Source organism: Devosia oryzisoli (assembly GCF_014837245.1).
GTDB classification, from domain to species: domain Bacteria; phylum Pseudomonadota; class Alphaproteobacteria; order Rhizobiales; family Devosiaceae; genus Devosia; species Devosia oryzisoli.
Genome location: NZ_JACYFU010000001.1, coordinates 1,121,902 through 1,139,219 on the forward strand (window position 1 = coordinate 1,121,902; position 17,318 = coordinate 1,139,219).

Annotated in this window: 17 protein-coding genes and 1 tRNA gene; 12 read left to right on the plus strand and 6 right to left on the minus strand. The window is 62.3% G+C overall.

From position 1 onward, the window contains the following. Nucleotides 1-3 precede the first annotated feature (3 nt). Both IC608_RS05625 and IC608_RS05630 read right to left on the minus strand, forming a co-directional pair. Nucleotides 4-978: a phosphotransferase enzyme family protein gene (locus IC608_RS05625; protein WP_191773372.1), complete on the minus strand. Its 975-nt coding sequence runs from the start codon at nucleotides 976-978 to the stop codon at nucleotides 4-6. A gap of 58 nt (nucleotides 979-1,036) precedes the next feature. After that, nucleotides 1,037-1,113 (minus strand) — tRNA-Pro (locus IC608_RS05630). Between the two features lie 556 nt (nucleotides 1,114-1,669). Between IC608_RS05630 and IC608_RS05635 the strand changes: the two genes are divergently transcribed. The 11 genes from IC608_RS05635 to IC608_RS05685 all read left to right on the plus strand — a co-directional run bounded on the left by IC608_RS05635 (nucleotide 1,670) and on the right by IC608_RS05685 (nucleotide 9,587). Beyond that, complete coding sequence (locus IC608_RS05635) at nucleotides 1,670-3,106, plus strand: ATPase domain-containing protein (protein WP_191773373.1); 1,437 nt, start codon at nucleotides 1,670-1,672, stop codon at nucleotides 3,104-3,106. Next, on the plus strand, nucleotides 3,103-4,137 hold the full coding sequence (locus tag IC608_RS05640; RefSeq protein WP_345890839.1) for a sensor histidine kinase: 1,035 nt from the start codon (nucleotides 3,103-3,105) through the stop codon (nucleotides 4,135-4,137). The genes IC608_RS05635 and IC608_RS05640 overlap by 4 nt, the downstream gene beginning before the upstream one ends. Nucleotides 4,138-4,188: 51 nt before the next feature. Next, nucleotides 4,189-4,554 (plus strand): response regulator, encoded by a 366-nt coding sequence (locus IC608_RS05645; RefSeq protein WP_191773375.1) that lies wholly within the window; start codon nucleotides 4,189-4,191, stop codon nucleotides 4,552-4,554. 576 nt (nucleotides 4,555-5,130) lie between these two features. Next, complete coding sequence (locus IC608_RS05650; RefSeq protein WP_191773378.1) at nucleotides 5,131-5,613, plus strand: AraC family ligand binding domain-containing protein; 483 nt, start codon at nucleotides 5,131-5,133, stop codon at nucleotides 5,611-5,613. Then, on the plus strand, nucleotides 5,588-6,052 hold the full coding sequence (locus IC608_RS05655) for an MGH1-like glycoside hydrolase domain-containing protein (protein ID WP_191773380.1): 465 nt from the start codon (nucleotides 5,588-5,590) through the stop codon (nucleotides 6,050-6,052). Before IC608_RS05650 ends, IC608_RS05655 begins: the two co-directional genes overlap by 26 nt. A gap of 5 nt (nucleotides 6,053-6,057) precedes the next feature. Continuing rightward, the gene (locus IC608_RS05660; protein ID WP_191773382.1) at nucleotides 6,058-6,741 is read left to right on the plus strand and encodes a PIG-L deacetylase family protein; all 684 of its coding nucleotides are present in this window, start codon (nucleotides 6,058-6,060) and stop codon (nucleotides 6,739-6,741) included. Nucleotides 6,742-6,882: 141 nt separating this feature from the next. Then, nucleotides 6,883-7,098, plus strand: coding sequence for a hypothetical protein (locus IC608_RS05665; RefSeq protein WP_191773384.1), 216 nt, complete (start codon nucleotides 6,883-6,885; stop codon nucleotides 7,096-7,098). A gap of 252 nt (nucleotides 7,099-7,350) precedes the next feature. Continuing rightward, the gene (locus IC608_RS05670) at nucleotides 7,351-7,872 is read left to right on the plus strand and encodes a DUF4142 domain-containing protein (protein WP_191773386.1); all 522 of its coding nucleotides are present in this window, start codon (nucleotides 7,351-7,353) and stop codon (nucleotides 7,870-7,872) included. A gap of 3 nt (nucleotides 7,873-7,875) precedes the next feature. Continuing rightward, nucleotides 7,876-8,193: a cupredoxin domain-containing protein gene (locus IC608_RS05675; protein WP_191773388.1), complete on the plus strand. Its 318-nt coding sequence runs from the start codon at nucleotides 7,876-7,878 to the stop codon at nucleotides 8,191-8,193. A 57-nt stretch (nucleotides 8,194-8,250) separates the two neighbouring features. Next, a complete protein-coding gene (locus IC608_RS05680; protein WP_191773390.1) occupies nucleotides 8,251-8,958 on the plus strand; it encodes an RNA polymerase sigma factor in 708 nt (235 codons plus the stop codon). Nucleotides 8,959-9,164: 206 nt separating this feature from the next. Beyond that, nucleotides 9,165-9,587 carry a hypothetical protein gene (locus IC608_RS05685; protein WP_191773392.1) on the plus strand — a complete coding sequence of 141 codons (423 nt, stop codon included), beginning with the start codon at nucleotides 9,165-9,167 and terminating at the stop codon, nucleotides 9,585-9,587. Nucleotides 9,588-10,027: 440 nt separating this feature from the next. On the opposite strand, the gene IC608_RS05690 is transcribed toward IC608_RS05685, so the two are convergent. Beyond that, nucleotides 10,028-11,422, minus strand: a complete 1,395-nt coding sequence (locus IC608_RS05690; protein ID WP_191773394.1) for a phosphomannomutase — start codon at nucleotides 11,420-11,422, stop codon at nucleotides 10,028-10,030. Between the two features lie 13 nt (nucleotides 11,423-11,435). Beyond that, the gene (locus IC608_RS05695; RefSeq protein ID WP_191773396.1) at nucleotides 11,436-12,857 is read right to left on the minus strand and encodes a mannose-1-phosphate guanylyltransferase/mannose-6-phosphate isomerase; all 1,422 of its coding nucleotides are present in this window, start codon (nucleotides 12,855-12,857) and stop codon (nucleotides 11,436-11,438) included. A 150-nt stretch (nucleotides 12,858-13,007) separates the two neighbouring features. On the opposite strand from IC608_RS05695, the gene IC608_RS05700 reads away from it, so the two are divergent. After that, nucleotides 13,008-14,117 carry a calcium:cation antiporter gene (locus IC608_RS05700; RefSeq protein WP_191773398.1) on the plus strand — a complete coding sequence of 370 codons (1,110 nt, stop codon included), beginning with the start codon at nucleotides 13,008-13,010 and terminating at the stop codon, nucleotides 14,115-14,117. On the opposite strand, the gene IC608_RS05705 is transcribed toward IC608_RS05700, so the two are convergent. Both IC608_RS05705 and IC608_RS05710 read right to left on the minus strand, forming a co-directional pair. Further along, the gene (locus IC608_RS05705; protein ID WP_191773400.1) at nucleotides 14,118-15,467 is read right to left on the minus strand and encodes a sigma-54-dependent transcriptional regulator; all 1,350 of its coding nucleotides are present in this window, start codon (nucleotides 15,465-15,467) and stop codon (nucleotides 14,118-14,120) included. After that, a complete protein-coding gene (locus tag IC608_RS05710) occupies nucleotides 15,464-17,263 on the minus strand; it encodes an ATP-binding protein (RefSeq protein ID WP_191773401.1) in 1,800 nt (599 codons plus the stop codon). The genes IC608_RS05705 and IC608_RS05710 overlap by 4 nt, the downstream gene beginning before the upstream one ends. Nucleotides 17,264-17,318: the final 55 nt, after the last annotated feature.

Below are 17,318 nucleotides of genomic sequence, written 5' to 3' on the forward strand. Positions count from 1 at the left end.
GGTTTACCGCCAGAGCGAGCCGCGCAGATATTGTTCGGCCAGCATCGCGGTTCCTTCCGCAAAGCCCTCCATGTGCGTCTGCGCGAGTTGCGTTTCGGCATGCGAGCCGATCCAGGCCAAAAGCGCCATCCGCCGAAGCATGACCATCGAGTCGATGGCCGCTTCATCCTCCGCGGAGAAGGGACGGACCTTTCGGTAGCCGTCCAGCCAGGAGGCCCTCAGGCCAGGCATGGACTTGTGCGTCTCGTGGAAAGATACTGCGGCAGCAAAGTCGTAGGCGAACCAGCAAAAGCCGCTGTCGTCGAAATCGATAAGACTGACGCGTTCGCCATCCACGAGAAGATTGCCAAGCCGCATATCGGCGTGGATGAGACCGTAACGGTCGGCGCCCTGCCCGTACTCCGTAAGCCGCCGCCAAAGCGCCGCATCCAGGCGATCCAGCACGAGCCGGACCTGCCGGGTCACGCCGGGGGCGATACGCCAGTCTCCCCAAAGCCCGTCCACGTCGAGGATGGTGGCCGCAGACCAGGCCTGCCGCTCGAAACCGGATGGCTTGTGCCAGGTTTCAACCTGGCGATGCAGCCGCGCGGCGTAGCCTCCCAGAACATTGAAGAGCCACTTGACGTCACCGTCCAGTGCAGGCTCACTTCCCTCCAGGAACTCGAAAAGCACGGCATGGCGCAACTCGCCGCCAGGCGTCACGAAGTGCTGCAGCGCCTGCCCGTCGATGCCAGGGATGGCCCTGGGCACCGGCACGTCCGTATCCTTGCGCAGGGCATCGAGCCAGGCGAGTTCGCTCTGGATGTTTGCGGTGCTCTGGTACGACGGGCGGTGGACGCGCAGCGTGGACTTCTTCCCTTCGGGACGCGCCACCAGGAAGGTTTCATTTTCGGAGTGATTGATGAGCGTCAGCTTAGCGCCGGCAAGGCCCGGCCACAGTCCGAGGGCGGGCGCAAGATCGCTCTCGTGCAACGGCATGGCCCCTCCAGCGCGTTGTTCGGCCCGCTGTGGCGGCCAGGCCGCCGGAAGTTTGAAATGGTCGGAGCGGCCGGATTTGAACCGACGACCCTTTGTCCCCCAGACAAATGCGCTACCAGGCTGCGCTACGCCCCGACTGCGCGGAGACATAGAGAAACAGGGGTTTTGGTGCAACCCTCATTTTGCAGGAGCCGGTGAACAGAATGAGATTTTTTTAAATGATGTGATTCCTGGTGCGACCAAGAAGTCCCACGAAAATGCCACCGATGTTCCGGTCATCTTCAGAGATGGCTGAAGGTTCCAATCCACAACATCGAGGCCATGTCGGCGCGGCTCCCACAAGGAGAGGCAGTTCCTGTCGGCACACCCCGACCCGACGAACCGTCGACTGATCCGCTATGATTAGGAGATCTGCCAGCGAAAGGCGGCGTAGCGAAGGTGGTCCCTGCCATTGAGCCGGAGGACACGGTGAACCGCGCATTACCCCGACACGATCGCCAAAGAAGGTACCGTCGCGCTGTCGCCGGCACATAACAATGCGCCCGATTGACCGGGTCACCGGCATCTCAAAGCGCAAAACTTATTTTCCGGTGCGCTACGATTTAGGTCGCGATATCGCCGCCGGAAGTTTAGCTTGTCATATATCTCATCGTGACCATCCTGGTTGCGCGCACCACAATTCGGACGGTCGATGGCAAAAGCGAAGAAACCCCAGCCGGTGAGCACCGGTGTTCAAGGTTTGGACGAAATCCTGCGCGGCGGACTGCCACCGAAAAATTTCTACATGCTGCAAGGGGCGCCAGGATCGGGCAAGACCACGGCGGCACTGCAGTTCCTGCGGGCCGGCCTCGACCAGGGTGAGCGCTGCATCTATGTATCGCTGTCGCAGACCGAAGCGGAGTTGGCCTCCATTGCGGTCTCCCATGGCTGGTCCATGGACGGGATACGTGTCGAGGAGCTTTCGGCATCGGACGATGTGAACGGTGCCGCCGATCAGACCATCTTCCAGACGGCCGAACTGCGGTTGGACGAAACCCGGCTCGCCATCGAGCGCGCCATCGATGAGTACAAGCCGTCCCGGCTGGTCTACGATTCCCTGCTCGAAATTCGCCTGCTGACGGGCGACACGCCCCGGTTTCGGCGCGAGCTCATCGGGTTCAAGGCGTTCCTGGCAAAGCGGAACGTCGTAGCCTTGCTCCTCGATACGCAGACCAGCGAGGGGGTCAACGCCGAGGAAGTGGAAGGCATCGCTCACGGCGTCATTCGTTTTGACAAGTCGCTGGAAGAGTACGGGCCGGTGCGCCGAAGGATGGAAGTCAGCAAGATGCGCGGCGTCGCTATCGCTGACGGCTATCATGACATGGCGATCCGCAGTGGCGACGGTGTCGTGGTATTCCCGCGAATCGTGCCGGACCACGCAACCCAGAACCACAAGCCGGAGCTCATCAAATCGGGCCTGAGCACGCTCGACGACCTCTTCGGTGGCGGGCAGGAGTCGGGAACGACGACACTCGTAATCGGCCAGGCCGGCACGGGAAAATCGACCATGGCCTCGCTCTACGCCACCGCAGCACTGAATCGCGGCGAGCACGTGGCGTTGTTCCTGTTCGAAGAGCGGCTCGAAACCTTCTTCCGGCGTTCCGAGGGCCTCGGGCTCAACATGCGCGAGTTCTACGACTCGGGCAGGCTGACCATTCGCGACTTCAACCCCAATGATATTTCGCCCGGCGAGTTCGCGCAGATCGTGCAGCAGATCGTCACCGCCGAGGATAGCCGGGTCGTCGTCATCGACAGTTTCACGGGCTATCTCAACTCGGTGCCGCACCGCGACAAGGCCGTGCGGGACATCCAGTCGCTCCTGAAATACCTGGCTCGGTCGGGTGTCCTCACGATGCTGATCGTCGCCCAGCATGGATTGCTCGGCCAGAACGTCGGCATCGACGTCGATGTCAGCTTCCTGGGAGACACGGTCCTGTTGCTCCGGATCTCCGAGCATGATGGGCGGCTGCGGCGCAACATCACCGTGGTCAAAAAGCGTCACGGGCCCCATGACCTCGACGTGCACGAACTGCTGATCGACAGCTCAGGCGTGAAGGTGGTCCCGTACAACCCGATACCCGAGGCGTGAGCGAGCCGCTGTTCAGCTTTGGCAAACTGCAGAAGGTGCTGATCCTGGCACCTTACCGGCGGGACGCGGACTATGTGCGCCAGCTGCTACTGGCCCACGACATCGACGCCGAAATCGCGACCGACGTGCACAGCTTGGGGAACAAGCTCCAAGGCATTCCCGGTGTGCTGGTTGCCACCCATGAAGCGCTAAAGCCCGATGTGCTCCAGACCGTGGCTGCGCACCTCGAGGCCCAGCCGAGTTGGTCGGAACTGCCCGTTGTGGTCCTGCTCGACAAGAACGCGCCGACCGAAACCGTGAGGGTTCACCTCAACCGGCTCTGGCCACGGGCACGGCACCTGTTCTACCACCGGCCCGTCAAACCGGCAGAATTGATCAGCGGGGTCCAGTCAGGCCTGCTCGCACGGCGCCGGCAGCAGGATCTGTTCGAGAACATGGAGCGCGAGGTCGAGCTTCGGCGCGAACTGAACCACCGGGTCAAGAATATCCTGGCCAGCGTCACTTCGATCTTCGAGATGACCGCCAGGCAGTCGGCCTCGCTGGACGGCCTGAAACAGGATTTCCGGGGCCGCCTGACGGCACTGGCCGGCGTCCATTCCACGGTATTTGACGCCGATGGGGAGCAGGTCTCGATGGCCGCAGTAGCTGCCTTGATCTTCGGACCCTACCGGCAGGAAGGGTCCGATCGTATTCTGGCGTCTGGGTCGGACGTACTGCTCAACCGCGAGGCCGCGACGACGATTGCGCTTTGTCTGCATGAACTGGCCACCAACGCGATCAAATACGGCGCGTTGTCAGTGCCTGAAGGCAAAGTCGACCTGATCTGGTCCGTCGACGAGACAAGTGGCGACCTGTCACTCGAATGGACAGAACGCGGCGGTCCACCCGCCAGAGAACCAAGCCGTCTCGGTTATGGAACGCGATATCTTCGCTCGGCGCTGAGCATGCTCTTCGGCAACCCGCCGACGTTCCAATACGCGGCCGAGGGCTTTGGCTTTTCTGCCAGGGGAAACATTTCTCAACTGACTTGAACTAGAGACGCCGTGTGGCGTTCGTCTCGCACACGGAGTGCGCAGGGCCTGATGCGAATATTCTATCTGGAAGACAATCCACTGATCGCGTTCCACGTCGAGCAGTTGGTGGAGGATCTCGGGCACACCTTCGCCGGTTCTCTGGACAGCTTTACGGCCCTCAAGTCACAATTCGACAGCTACGCAATGGATGTGGCGCTCATCGACATCGACTTGGCTGACGGTCGAACAGGACCGGATGCGGCACGCTGGCTGAAGGATCGGAAGGTGCCGTGTCTTTTTCTGACAGGGCAGGATCATATCGCCGCCGATGCAGGTGACGTCGTCCTGGGCACGATCTCGAAGCCGGTTTCACTCCAGGCGCTCGCCGACAGCCTCGAGCTGGTGCCGCAGGGGTCGAAACAGCAAGCGCACTGATGGCTACAGAGACCCCCCTTGATGAGGCGGACGGCCGTGACGCCGGCTGCGAGAACGCAGCAGTCGGAAACAAGTCGTCGACAAGCGACGATGTAAACTGCACCTCGACTAACCCATCCGGGCGTTCGACCTTGGCGGCGCAAGTCCATACCGTCACCCCAGGGGCCTCCACGCTCCTGAAGGCTGAAGGTGCGAGGAGGTCAAAATGAAATCTGTCATGATTTTCCCGCGCCCCATTCCAGACGATCGTGCCTCCGCGGACGGTTTATCTAAGCGCAGCTGACCGGGGTGCGGACAAGCGTCTTACTGGGGTGAGAGGCCACCTGTGCCCCCTTCGTGCGTCAGCGGACGGACTTCGGCGCCAAGGACGACACCTCGTGCTGACACACGTACTTCAGACCTGATAAATTCCTGCCGACAGAGAAATATGATCGACAAAAAAGTATCAGGTAGAAGACAATTGCGTGGTAGCGCACCGTGAAGGTTCGGCACTAGCTTACGAGTGTGGAGATCGGGAGAAACCCGGCCCATGCCAAAGCGACGGCCCCATGCGAGGCTCTTGGCGGGAGGATTATGGTGCAACCGGATCTCGAACTCGTCCGTATTGGCGAGACGGAATCTTTCAAGGCCTGGGAACACGGCTATCCGTTTCACACGGTGCGCTGGCACTTCCACCCCGAGTATGAACTGCATCTGGCCTGCGCCACCACGGGCCGCTATTTCATCGGCGATTTCATCGGCCAGTTCGCCCCGGGCAATCTGGTGCTCGTCGGTCCAAACCTGCCGCATAACTGGGTCAGCGAAGTCGCGGACGAAACCAACGTCCCACTGCGCAGCCGGGTCATGCAGTTCACAGAGGATTTCATCAGCCGCACCATCGATTGCTTTCCCGAGCTCGCTGCCGCCCGCAAACTTTTCGAGCGCAGTAGCTCCGGTGTGCTCTTTAGCGAGCCGACATCGGAGCGCGTCGCCGATCTTATGCGCCGCATTGTCTTGGCCACCGGCACCGCACGTATCGCCCTTTTCCTGGGCATTGTCGCAGCTTGTCGCGCTCGATAGGCTCTGGAGCGAGGAGGACGGGCTCTATCTCTGCAAGGAACGGACCACCGGGACGCTCATCGACAGCGCCTCGATCGGTGGCCTGCTGCCGGCATTGGCCAAGATTCCACCGCACCGGGCGGAGGCCATTGCCCGTACCATCGAACGATGGTCGGAAAAGGTGAAGTTCATCGTGCCCAGCCAGGATCCGAACGATCCGCGGTTCGAGGCAAAGCGCTACTGGCGCGGGCCGGCCTGGCTCGTCACCAACTACATGATTGCCGACGGCCTGCTCGCCAGCGGCGAAACGACCGTGGCCGACCATATCCGGCGCTCCAGCCTGGAGTTGATTACGCAGTCGGGCTTTGCGGAGTATTATGATCCGATCACCGCCGAACCCTGCGGCGGCGGCCGCTTCACCTGGACGGCGGCAATGGTCCTCGAGTTCCTGGCGGAATAATCGGCATGAACGTCCTCGCCATCGGCGCGCACCCAGACGACATCGAGATCTACATGTTCGGCACGCTCGCCGCCTGCGCGGCGCGGGGCGACCGTCTCGACTACGTCATCGCCACCGATGGCGCCAAGGGCGGCAAGGCAGACCCTGCCCTCCTCAGCGCCACGCGCAAGGCGGAAGCGCAGGCTGCCGCGGGGCTTCTTGGCGCGAGCGTGCACTTCCTCGGCCTGCCGGACGGCGAACTCGTCGCCGACGCGAGCCTGGTCAGCGCCCTCAAGGCGGCGATCGAGGCCACCGCGCCTGATCTGATGATCACCCATCCCGCCAACGACTATCATGGCGACCATCGCGCCCTGAGCGAGGCGGTTCGCATCGCGGCCTCGTTCAGTGCGCCCGTGCTCCAATGCGACGCCCTGCGCGGTGTCGGGCCGACACCGACCCACTACGTCGACATCAGTGCACACATCCGGGCCAAGGCGAACGCGATCCGGCTGCATGTTTCGCAGAACCCGGAACGGTTCGTCGGCTCGGCCCTGCAACTCTCGGCTTTTCGCGCCAGCCAGGCGAACGCGCCCGAGGGCGAGCATGCCGAGGCGTTCCGGTTCGAGCCCGTCTTTCCCTTCGTCGACATTCGCGACCTGCTTCCACCGCCGCCCGCTGTGCGCCCGGTAATCAACCGCGCCAAGCAATAGCACAGGGGTAAACGGGGGGGCCGGCCTTCGAATAGGGCATCCTACCCGGTAATGGCGCTGCAGACTGGTCAGCCTCTTGAATGGAGATGATCCGCGCCGCTCGCAGTCTCGTAACCGAACAGTTTAAAACGGGGCGGCAAAATGGCAGATCTGAGTTCGACACTGCGCGAAGCGTTAAACTTTGGCGTCACGGTCCACGCCACCTGCCCGAACGAACACGACTATGAACTCGACCTCGTCAAGCTGGCGGACATTGCCACTCCCTTTGCGCGCCTGGATGAGGTCGTGATGACCAAATCTTGGTGCCCCATCTGCAGCATGCTCGCCAGTTCCTATCAGATCAGGCAGATGAACTGATCGGGCAGGTTTTTTGCTCGCCGACCCATTGAGTATCGGGCCGTTGGCTCTTGGAAGCGACCGAATTTTTCTCGTCATGGGCGGGTAACCTATGGGCGAGGAGAGCAAAACCGTCTTACCCCGCTGGTCCTGGCGAGGCGTCTCTGAAGACGCCGCATCTTTTCCGGGAACATTTGTCCGGTCGCGCAATCCAATGAGCAGACGGGCTGGCGAAACCTAGCTGGTCCGTTTCTTACTCGCTGGAGACCACAAATGATCAGACACACCACGCTCGCGCTCTTTGCTGTCCTGGGGCTGGCCACCGCCGCAACCGCGCAGGACGCGGCCCTTACCGATGAGCAGATCGCTCACATCGCCTACACGGCTGGGCAGATCGACATCGATGCCGCCGAACAAGCCTTGGCGAAGAGTCAGAATCCGGAGGTGATCGAATTCGCCGAGCAGATGGCGCGGGACCACAAGGCGGTCAACGATCAGGCCCTTGCGCTTGTCGGCAAGCTCGGTGTTACCCCCCAGGACAACAGCACCAGCCAAGCCTTGTCGGATGCGGCGAAGGCCAAGCTGGCAGAGCTCGACGCCCTCAACGGTGACGCGTTCGACGCTGCCTACGTGGAAAACGAGGTCGCGTACCATGAGACCGTCAACGAGGCGCTGCGCACGAGCTTGATCCCCGCGGCTCAGAATGGAGAACTCAAGCAACTGCTCGAAACGGGCCTGGCGCTGTTTTCCGAGCATCAGGCCCACGCTGAGCATCTTTCAGAGATGGTGGATTAGGCGATGCGCAACCGGCTCTGCCTTGCGACCCCAGTTATGCTGCTTGCCCTATTCGGCGGGCAGGTTATGGCGGCTGATTACACCGTTCTGGTCAACAAGATGACGTTCGGCCCACTCCCGTCGGAGCTGCACGTGGGCGACACAATCACCTGGAAGAACGCTGATATTTTCCGTCATAGTGCAACGGCAACGGACAAGTCGTTCGATGTTGATCTGCCGGCCAAACAGGACGTCGTCATGCCGCTAAACGAAGCCGGCGAGTGGGACTTTGTCTGCAAGTTCCACCCGGGCATGACCGGAACTCTGGTGGTCCTACCCTGAACCCGTCAGGCGCCGAGCCCGGCGCCTGCCCTTTCCCGTCAAGCAGAGGAGCTAGAGATGGCTGTGTTGGCGATAGACCAGGAACGGGACGTCAGCAGCCTCGATGACGAGGCGCTTGTCGACCTAGCCCGGCACCGGGTGGAAGCCGCTGTCCGCACTCTGATCCAGCGACACAACCAGCGACTGTTCCGGACAGCACGAGCCATACTGCGAAGCGACAGTGAGGCGGAAGATGTGGTGCAGGCGAGCTACGTGAAAGCCTTCACCCATCTCGATGGCTTTCGAGGCGATGCCGCGTTCTCCACCTGGATAACTCGCATAGCCCTCAACGAGGCCCTCGGCCGGGCGCGCACGAGGCGGCCCACCGTGGGCGTTGAACACATTGAACTGCAACAGGAGCAAGCTGGGGGAGAGATCATATTTCTTTCGGCAGCTGCCGCTGATCCGGAACAAGAAATGGCACGTCACGAAATCCGCGGGCTTCTGGAGGGCGCCATCGATGAGCTTCCCGATGCTTATCGCCTCGTGCTGGTCTTGCGCGATGTGGAGGGGCTCAGCGTAGAGGAGACCGCAGTCCAACTGGCCATCAAACCGGATACGGTTCGGAGCCGCCTGTTCCGCGCCAGGCGGCTCTTGCGCATAGCCATCGAGCAGCAAGCCAAGGGATCGTTTGCAGCGCTGTTCCCCTTCGACGGTGCCCGCTGTGTGTCGATGGCTGACAGGGTGATAGAGGCGTTACGGGAGAGCGAGCATAAGCTGTCCTGACTACCCAACCAGTTCATCCCGGCTGCTGATCTGGGCGGTCGCCTCGTCGTCTTGCTGCTGATAAGGCCGCGACGGCAAAGGGAAGCTGAACAGAACGTGACACGTAGCAACACGTAAATTTCATTTTGTTTATCAAGTGGTTAGCAGGAACTTTGCCGCTGCCAGACTGTTGTGGATGCGGGGGCATGCAAAAGCGGAGAACCTCCATGAAGAAACTTGCTGCACTGGCTTTGACCGCAACCTTCCTGACCTCTGGCGCCGCGCTGGCGCAGGACACTGTCGTTGTCGACCTTTCCGCCATCAGTGCCGACATTGCCAGCGAACTGAACATCGACCTCGATGACGTTCCTGGCACCGTCTCGCTGTCGTCGGACGCCGCTGCCGAGGCTTGTGGCCTTGCCGTAGGGGATCTTCAGCCGACCTGCGTTGCCGTGACAGCAACCCAGGATGTGCTGGTGCTCATTGCAGCCAATGATGACGGGGTCGGCGACCAGAGTGGCAAGGGCGCGGAAAACAGCGCCCGCGAGTTCGCACCGGGCCAGCAGGACGGCGACGCCAAGGACTTTGCACCCGGTCAGCAGGACGGTGACGCCAAGGACAGCGCTCCCGGCCAGCTCAAGAAGGACTAGTCAAAGACCTACGACGTTAACAGGGCCCGGCAAACAGCCGGGTCCTTTGCTTCGAACAGCTTCCCCGGCCGTTCTCTTCGCCGTCGCTTCGGGCACTTGCCTCCCAACGCACGTCACGTCTCAATGGCCTGGGGCGGAACAAGTGCAGGTCAACGTCTTCATCTCAGAGATGAAGCCCGACGACGCACCGTCCCTTCTGGTGTTGCCATACGGGCCAGAGTCGGGGTTCCCGGAACATCTTAGTGCGCGGGATGGCGGCATCTTGCGATTGCTTGGCCAGAGGACAAGCTACTTAGTGCATCCTCTCGCGAGATCGAGGGCGAAATCGCCCGCAACGGCTACGCGCTGGTAAAGTTGACGGGCTGATACGCCCCTCCCCCATATCGGCCGGAACGCGCGTTGACGTCCTGAACCCAAAGGAGTCGACCGTGACCGGGAAATCAGACGAGCAGCGCTTTCGCCTTTTCGAGGCCCCAGCGAAGCAGTTGGTCGGCCCGTCTATCCGTGTCCGCCTCGGTATAGCAGCGCAATTCGGGTGCGTTTCCAGAGGCGCGGAAGTGGATGGTTTCGCCGCTGGTCAAGGTCAGCCGAACCCCGTCCTTCACGTCGACCGCTTGAAGCGGTCCGATGTCTTGAAGGAATTCCCCGGCCGCCTGTGGCTGCGTCAGCCGTTCAAGAAAAGGCGTGGTGGCGGTAGCGGGCGTTTCCTTGAGGCGATCACTGGCCGTGAACCGGGCCGGCAAGGTTGCCACGAGCTCGGATAGGGGCAGCCCCTTTTCCTTGGCTAAAGCAAGAACAGCGATAATGGGAAGAGCGGCGTCGCGTGTCGGCAAGGCCTCCAGTTGGCGGCGGGGGCTCGCACCACCCATCAGAACGCCGCCATTGGCCTCGAAGCCAACCACGACGTGGCCATCGGCTTCGGCCATGCCTGCGATGACGTAAGGCGAACCGACGCGGGTCCGTATCACTTTGCAGAAAAGTCCCGATCTCTCGATTGAGGACGTCGATGTGACCGGCGTTACGACCTGGTCTGCCTCCAGCCATTGGGCCGTGAGCGTCCCCACCAGATCGCCTCGGATGAAGCGGCCTGCCGCGTCGGCGATCAGCGGGCGATCGGCATCACCGTCCGTGGAAACGATGGCGTCCACGTCATGGGCTGCGGCCCAGTCTCTGGCCAGCGAGACGTCCTCTGGCCGCAGCGCCTCGGTGTCGACCGGGACGAAAGTATCGGAGCGGCCGTAGGCAAGGACTGAGGCGCCAAGGCCCTGGAGCAAGGAAACCAGCAGGTCCCGGGCAATCGATGAGTGCTGATAGACGCCGATGGTCAGACCGGAGAGAAGGTCCGATCCCAGGGCGAGATAGCGGCGGGTATAGGCGCCAAGCGCTTCGTCAGTCGTTCTTGCTGTGGAGGCTGCGGCTGGCGCCTCCATGGCGGTTGCCAGCGCCGCGAGGATTCCTTGTTCGTCCGCCTTATCGATTTCCCCATCGGCGCGATAGAACTTCAACCCGTTGCGGTCATCGGGGATGTGACTGCCCGTCACCATGACGGCGGGCGACCCCACCCGCATGGCGTGGAGAGCCAGGGCGGGCGTGGGCAGTTCCCCACAATCGACCGCAGAGAACCCCTGCCCGCGGATGGCACCCAGGACGTCCTGAGCGATGCGCCCGCTCGAGCTGCGCAAGTCCCGCCCCACCAGAATTGTCTGCCCTGGCTGGAGGGCCTTGGCCGCGCGCAGATGATGCACGAAGGCAGCGGTGTAGCTGCGGCAGGCGTCGGGCGTCAGATCAGTGACGAGGCCACGTAGGCCGCTCGTGCCAAATTTGAGGCTGCTCATTGTGGCTCCCGGACTAGGCGCGGCCAAACTCGTCTTCGATGCGGATGATGTCGTCCTCGCCCAGGTACGAGCCGGTCTGGACCTCGATCAGCTCAAGGAGGATCTTGCCGGGGTTGGCCAACCGGTGCGTGCAGCCCAATGGCAGGTAGACCGACTGGTTTTCCATCACCATCTGCACCGTGCCGTCTATCGTCACCTCGGCGGTGCCGCGCACGACAATCCAGTGTTCCGAGCGATGGTGGTGCTTTTGCAGGCTCAATTTCTTGCCTGGCTTTACGAATAACCGCTTCACCTGAAAGCGCTCGCCGCTAAGGACGGAGGAGTAGCCGCCCCAGGGACGGTACGCGGTCTTGTGAATTTCGGTGAGCGCGCGGGTGTGCGCCTCGGTCTTGAGGCGTTTGACGAGCGGCCCGACTTTTTGCGCATCGCTGAGCCGGCCCACGAAGATGGCATCTTCGCTGGCAATGACGGCGATATCGCTCAGCCCTTCAAGAGCAACGTGAGCACCCTCCGAGACGACAAGCGAGCGCTCGGAGTCGGAGAAGGTGACAGGACCGACGCCGACGTTGCCGGCAGCGTCCTTCTCGGACACATCCCAGACGGCATCCCACGCCCCCAGATCGGACCATGTGAAGGATACAGGCATGACGGCTGCGCGGGAGGTCTTCTCGAAGATGGCGTAGTCAACCGAAATGTCTGGCGCCGCTGCGAAACTGGCTTCGTCGAGCCGCACGAAATCGAGATCGGAACGCGCGGCCTCCACACCTTTGCGGGCAGCATCCAAGGTCTGTGGCGCCAACCTTTTCGCCTCCTCCAGGAAGGTCGAGGCCTTCATCATGAACATGCCCGAGTTCCAGGCATAGTCGCCGCTGTCCAGCATCCGCTGTGCGGTCTCGAGGTCCGGCTTTTCGGTGAAGCGGGCCACAGAGTACACGCCCTCGCCCAGGTTGTCTCCTGTCTGGATGTAGCCGTAGCCCGTTTCGGGGCGAGTGGGTCGAATGCCGAAGGTGACGAGACGACCGCTCGAGGCTGCCCTCGAGGCCGCGTCGATTGCGGCCCAGTAGTCGGCGTCGACCACGACATCGTGGTCCGATGGCAGGATGTGCAGGACAGCATCGGGATCCACATGGGTTGCGACATAGGCCGCCGCAGCGGCGATTGCCGCCGCCGTGTTGCGGGCAACGGGTTCGAGCAAGACACCGGCCAGCGGAGCGGCAATCTCCAGCGCCTGCTCGGCCACGATGAACCGATATTCCGCGTTGGTCAGAATGACAGCGGGGCCATATCGTTCGGTGTCAGACACGCGCTTCAATGTCTGCTGATAGAGACTGGTCGGCCCCGTCAGCGGCAAGAACTGTTTTGGCCGCGCCGTCCGCGACATTGGCCAGAGGCGTGTTCCCTGGCCGCCGGCCAGAATTACGGGGACGATCGGCATTCCACTATACTCCAAGCCTGCGGCTTCCTGCGTACAATGACTTACGGGGAGAAGCAAAGCGCAGTTTGCGGAAGGGTGAAGGCCGGCCGGAACGGCATGGCCTTGCCCGCGTTCGCGTAGAACACCCTTCCCATACTCAGAGGCGCGACGATGGATTCGAAAAGCTCTCCGCTTGAAGCGTTCAGCGGAGAGGCCCTGCTGGTCCTTGCGCTGGGGATCGGCGGTGCGGCGTTCCTGCTGGAACACGCCATAGTGGGCTGGGGGGCGCTGGCCGAACTTGCGGCCGCGGCAGCGCTGATTGCGGCAATCATCGCGGTGTCGGTCCGGGTGGCCCACCACGCGGAAGTGTTGGCGGCCAAGGTCGGTGATCCGTACGGCACGATGATCCTCACAATCTCGGCCGTTCTGGTGGAGGTGATCATCCTTGTTATCCTGATGACCGGGAGCAACTCGCCGACCCTGGCGAGGGACACAATCTTTTCCGCCGTGATGCTCGACATGAACGGCATTATTGGCCTCTCCGCCCTCCTTGGCGGCTGGAAGCATGGAGAGCAGCCCTACAATGACGACTCCAGCAAGACCTATGTCGCGATGATCCTCACGGCCATGGGCATCTCCATGGTCGTTCCTGAGTTCGTGCCGCGCGACAGATGGCAGTTCTACTCGCTCTTCACCATCGGCGCGATGGCAACGCTCTACTGGGTCTTTCTGCGCAACCAGATCGGGCCGCACAGTTACTTCTTCAACTACAGCTACCCCGAAAAGAAGACCCGCGGCCGCCGCTCGCTGAAGGACGAGCCGCTGGTGCCGTCCATCATCATACTGGTGGCGGGAATAGTGATGATCGGTCTCTTGGCTGAAGTGATGTCGCTGTTTCTCACGGATGGGCTTGAGGCGGTTGGCGTGCCTGTGGCGCTGGCCGCGCTCGTGGTCGCCGCAATGTCAGCTGCACCGGAAATTCTCACTGCCTTGCGCGCTGCCCTGGCCAACCGGATGCAGGTGGTCATTAACATCGCTCTCGGGGCATCCTTGTCGACGGTGATCCTCACCGTCCCTGTGATCGAAGCCATCGCGCTGATTACCGGACAGCCGATCGTCATGGCGATGACGCCCATTCAGACCATGCTGGTGGCGATCACGCTGATCGTCGCGGCGATCAACCTCAACGATGGCGAGACGAATGCCATCGAGGGCATGACGCACTTCGTGCTGTTTGCGACTTTTCTCATGCTCGCCCTGCTGGGCGTGGCTGCGGGGTGATCAGCGGCGCACGCCCAGACGGGTCATCTTCTCACTCAACGTTCGCCGTGGGACTTTGAGGGAATCAACGACGGCGGCAATGGACCCTTGGTGCCGGGCCAGTTCCTTCTCGATGAGACGGCGCTCGAAGTCGGCGACCTGGTCAGCCAGACTTCCGGACGATGCGGCCGGCGCACTGCCAGTGTGGAGAACGTTCTCAAGAGACCGGCCAGGTGCATCCAGACCAAGCGCAAAGCGCTCTGCGGCCGCCTTCACCTCCCGGACGTTTCCCGGCCAGGAGTGCGACCTGAGGGCGTCGAGATCGGCGGGATGGAGCGCCGGGGCCGTTCTCTTGAAGCGCTCAGACGCCTGGCTGAGAAAGTGCTGGAACAACAGCACGCAATCGTCTGCCCGGTCTCTCACAGGGACCAGATGCAGTGTCGCAAGGTTCAGCCGATAGTAGAGGTCGGCCCGGAAGCGGCCGGCCGCGCTTTCCTGCGCGAGATCGACCTTCGAGGCGGCGATAATTCGGACGTCGAGCGGAATGGCAGTATTGGAGCCCACGCGTTCCACCATGCGCTCCTGGATGACACGGAGGACCTTTGCCTGCGCGAGGAGCGGCATGGACTCTATCTCGTCGAGCAACAGCGTTCCGCCGTTCGCATGCTCGAACTTGCCGACGCGGCGCGAGGAGGCACCGGTGAAGGCTCCGGCTTCGTGGCCGAACAACTCGCTCTCGATGAGTTCTGCGGGAATGGCGGCGCAGTTGACGGCCACGAAGGCCGCCTTGGCGCGCGGGGAGAAGTCGTGCAGGCACCGTGCAACGACTTCCTTTCCTGTGCCGGTTTCGCCGTAGATGATGGCGTCGGCGGGGATGTCGGCCAGTTCCCGAACGGCGCGACGAAGCGCTTCCATGGCCGGCGAGGCACCCACCAGCCGACCCGCCAGTTCATTGTCGCCACCATCGAGTTGCCGGCGCAGGGACGCCACTTCGCGCCGCAGGGCCACCTGTTCGGCAGCCCGTCGCAGTGTTTCGACCAACTGGTCGGGTACGTAGGGTTTCTGGAGGAAGTCGAAGGCACCGGCCCGCATGGCCTCCACAGCCATCGCAACGTCCCCATGTCCGGTGATCAGGATCACTTCAGCAGGCAGCCGGCGTTCGCGAACGGCGCGAAGAAAGGCCATTCCATCAAGGCCAGGCATCCGGACGTCGCTCAGGATGACGTCCGGCCGAACATCGTCCACCATCTGCAGGGCCAGATCGGCCGAGGCTGCTACATGCGGATCAAAGCCGGACAGGCTGAGCCACTGCTCGAGCGCCGTCCGCATCATTTCCTCGTCGTCGACGATCAGCACCTTTGGACGAGTCATGCAGTCACTCCGGCCACTTCAATGGTCTCACTCAAGGGAAGGCGCACGGTGAAGACGCTACCGCGGCCGAGCCGGCTCTGAGCGATGATCGCTCCGCCAGCATCGCGCATCAGGCCGTAGGATATGGACAGTCCGAGCCCAAGGCCCCGGCCCGCTTCCTTGGTGGAATAGAAAGGGTCGAAAATGTTGTTCAACTCTGCCGCCTCCATGCCCTCACCCGTGTCGGCCACTGAAATCTCGGCCGCGTCTTCCCGGTGCTCGACCCTGATGGAGAGGACCCGGACCGGGCGATGCTCCATGGCATCCGCGGCGTTGGCGAAGAGATTGATCAGGACCTGCTCGAGGTGCACCGGGTTCACGTCGGCCATCATCTTCGTGTGCGGCCTTCGATAGTCCACGTCTATGCCGAAGGCCCGCAATTTGTGGTCCGTCAGATCCAAGGCATTGGCAATGACGGTGGCCAAGTCGGCCCGTCCGCCGCTCCGTGTCTCCTTGCGGGCAAACGTCTTAAGATGCCCGGTCAGGGCCGAAAGCCGATCCACAACCCGGTTCATGGTGCCCAGGATGCTCACCATTTCATTGTCCTGACGCGTGCGCGCCATCAGGCTGGCGCTCGCAAGATGGGTGGCGAGAGCCGCAACGGGCTGGCTCACCTCATGGGCTACCCCGGCGAGAGCCTGGCCGAGGCTGGCCAACTTGGCCGCTTGCACCAGAGAGTCGCGGGCCGTTCGTTCAGCTTTTTCGGCACGTACGCGTTCTGCGATTTCAGCACGCAGTTGTTCGTTCATGGCATGAAGGTCTTCGGTACGCTCGGCCACGCGCTGCTCGAGCCGATCATGCTCGGCCAGGCGCTGCGCGAGCAGCCTTCGGCGCTGCAGGAAGAGTACAGCGATGAGGACAGCAGCCGCGGACGCAAGGCCACCCACGAGAGCCATAATGAGCGCGCTCGAGTAGAGCGGCGCCAGCGGTGTGAACGATAGGAGCCGCCATGCATGCTTGGGCAACCGCAGGGTCTCCACGAGGAAATATCCCGAGGTTTCGGGATCACCGCCTTTGAGCAGCGACATTTCGGCGCCCCGTGAAGACCAGCGGTCGACGATGATGCCGGTGTTGTCGATGCCGATCTCGCCATAGCGCTGCTGGGTGGCGATCGAGTTCAGGCGCGTTGAGGGGATGGTCTGTAGCGGCCGATACCGCCAGTCCGGCCGGGTGGAGAGGATCACCACGTCGTTGACATCGGCGATGCCGATCAGCTCGCCCGACCGCCACCACGTGGCTTCGATCTCTCCTAGATTGATCTTAGTAACCGCAACGCCCAAGGGGCCGGCCGGCCCGTCAACGCGCTCCGAAATGAAGTAGCCAGGAACGGCGGTCGAGATGCCGAAGGCGTAGTATTGGGCACGCCCCCGTTGCATGGCTTCGGCAAAATAGGGCCGGAAGGAATAGTCGGTCCCGATAATGCTGGGCAGCGCCCACCAATTGCTCGCGGCCACCACCCGCCCCTCAAGGTCCATCAGGAAGATTTCGCTCGCGCCGGCCGTCTCGTTCAACTTGCTCAAGAAGCCATTCGCAGCGTCGATGGCCAGGACATCCGAAGGCTGCTCCAACGCCTGCCGCGCTTCGCGTGCCTGCGAGACGGCCACCGGGAGGTAGTGAAAGCGCTCAATGATGGTTTCCAGCGTGCGATCGAACAAGGCCAGGCGGCGTTGTGCCTGCGCGCCGGCATCCTTGATCGTGCCGGTCAAGCTGACTTCGAAGGACGCCCAGCTGACCACCAGCACGAGGAGCAGAGCCACCAGGCCGACAGCGGCGTGGCGCGGCCTCAGCTGTGGGAGACTACGGCCAAAGATT

Bases quoted from the DNA above. Each gene is read 5' to 3' on its own strand.
- IC608_RS05625 (WP_191773372.1), bottom strand. From the start codon at position 978: ATGCCGTTGCACGAGAGCGATCTTGCGCCCGCCCTCGGACTGTGGCCG.
- IC608_RS05635 (WP_191773373.1), top strand. From the start codon at position 1,670: ATGGCAAAAGCGAAGAAACCCCAGCCGGTGAGCACCGGTGTTCAAGGT.
- IC608_RS05645 (WP_191773375.1), top strand. From the start codon at position 4,189: ATGCGAATATTCTATCTGGAAGACAATCCACTGATCGCGTTCCACGTC.
- IC608_RS05660 (WP_191773382.1), top strand. From the start codon at position 6,058: ATGAACGTCCTCGCCATCGGCGCGCACCCAGACGACATCGAGATCTAC.
- IC608_RS05665 (WP_191773384.1), top strand. From the start codon at position 6,883: ATGGCAGATCTGAGTTCGACACTGCGCGAAGCGTTAAACTTTGGCGTC.
- IC608_RS05670 (WP_191773386.1), top strand. From the start codon at position 7,351: ATGATCAGACACACCACGCTCGCGCTCTTTGCTGTCCTGGGGCTGGCC.
- IC608_RS05675 (WP_191773388.1), top strand. From the start codon at position 7,876: ATGCGCAACCGGCTCTGCCTTGCGACCCCAGTTATGCTGCTTGCCCTA.
- IC608_RS05680 (WP_191773390.1), top strand. From the start codon at position 8,251: ATGGCTGTGTTGGCGATAGACCAGGAACGGGACGTCAGCAGCCTCGAT.
- IC608_RS05685 (WP_191773392.1), top strand. From the start codon at position 9,165: ATGAAGAAACTTGCTGCACTGGCTTTGACCGCAACCTTCCTGACCTCT.
- IC608_RS05690 (WP_191773394.1), bottom strand. From the start codon at position 11,422: ATGAGCAGCCTCAAATTTGGCACGAGCGGCCTACGTGGCCTCGTCACT.
- IC608_RS05695 (WP_191773396.1), bottom strand. From the start codon at position 12,857: ATGCCGATCGTCCCCGTAATTCTGGCCGGCGGCCAGGGAACACGCCTC.
- IC608_RS05700 (WP_191773398.1), top strand. From the start codon at position 13,008: ATGGATTCGAAAAGCTCTCCGCTTGAAGCGTTCAGCGGAGAGGCCCTG.
- IC608_RS05705 (WP_191773400.1), bottom strand. From the start codon at position 15,467: ATGACTCGTCCAAAGGTGCTGATCGTCGACGACGAGGAAATGATGCGG.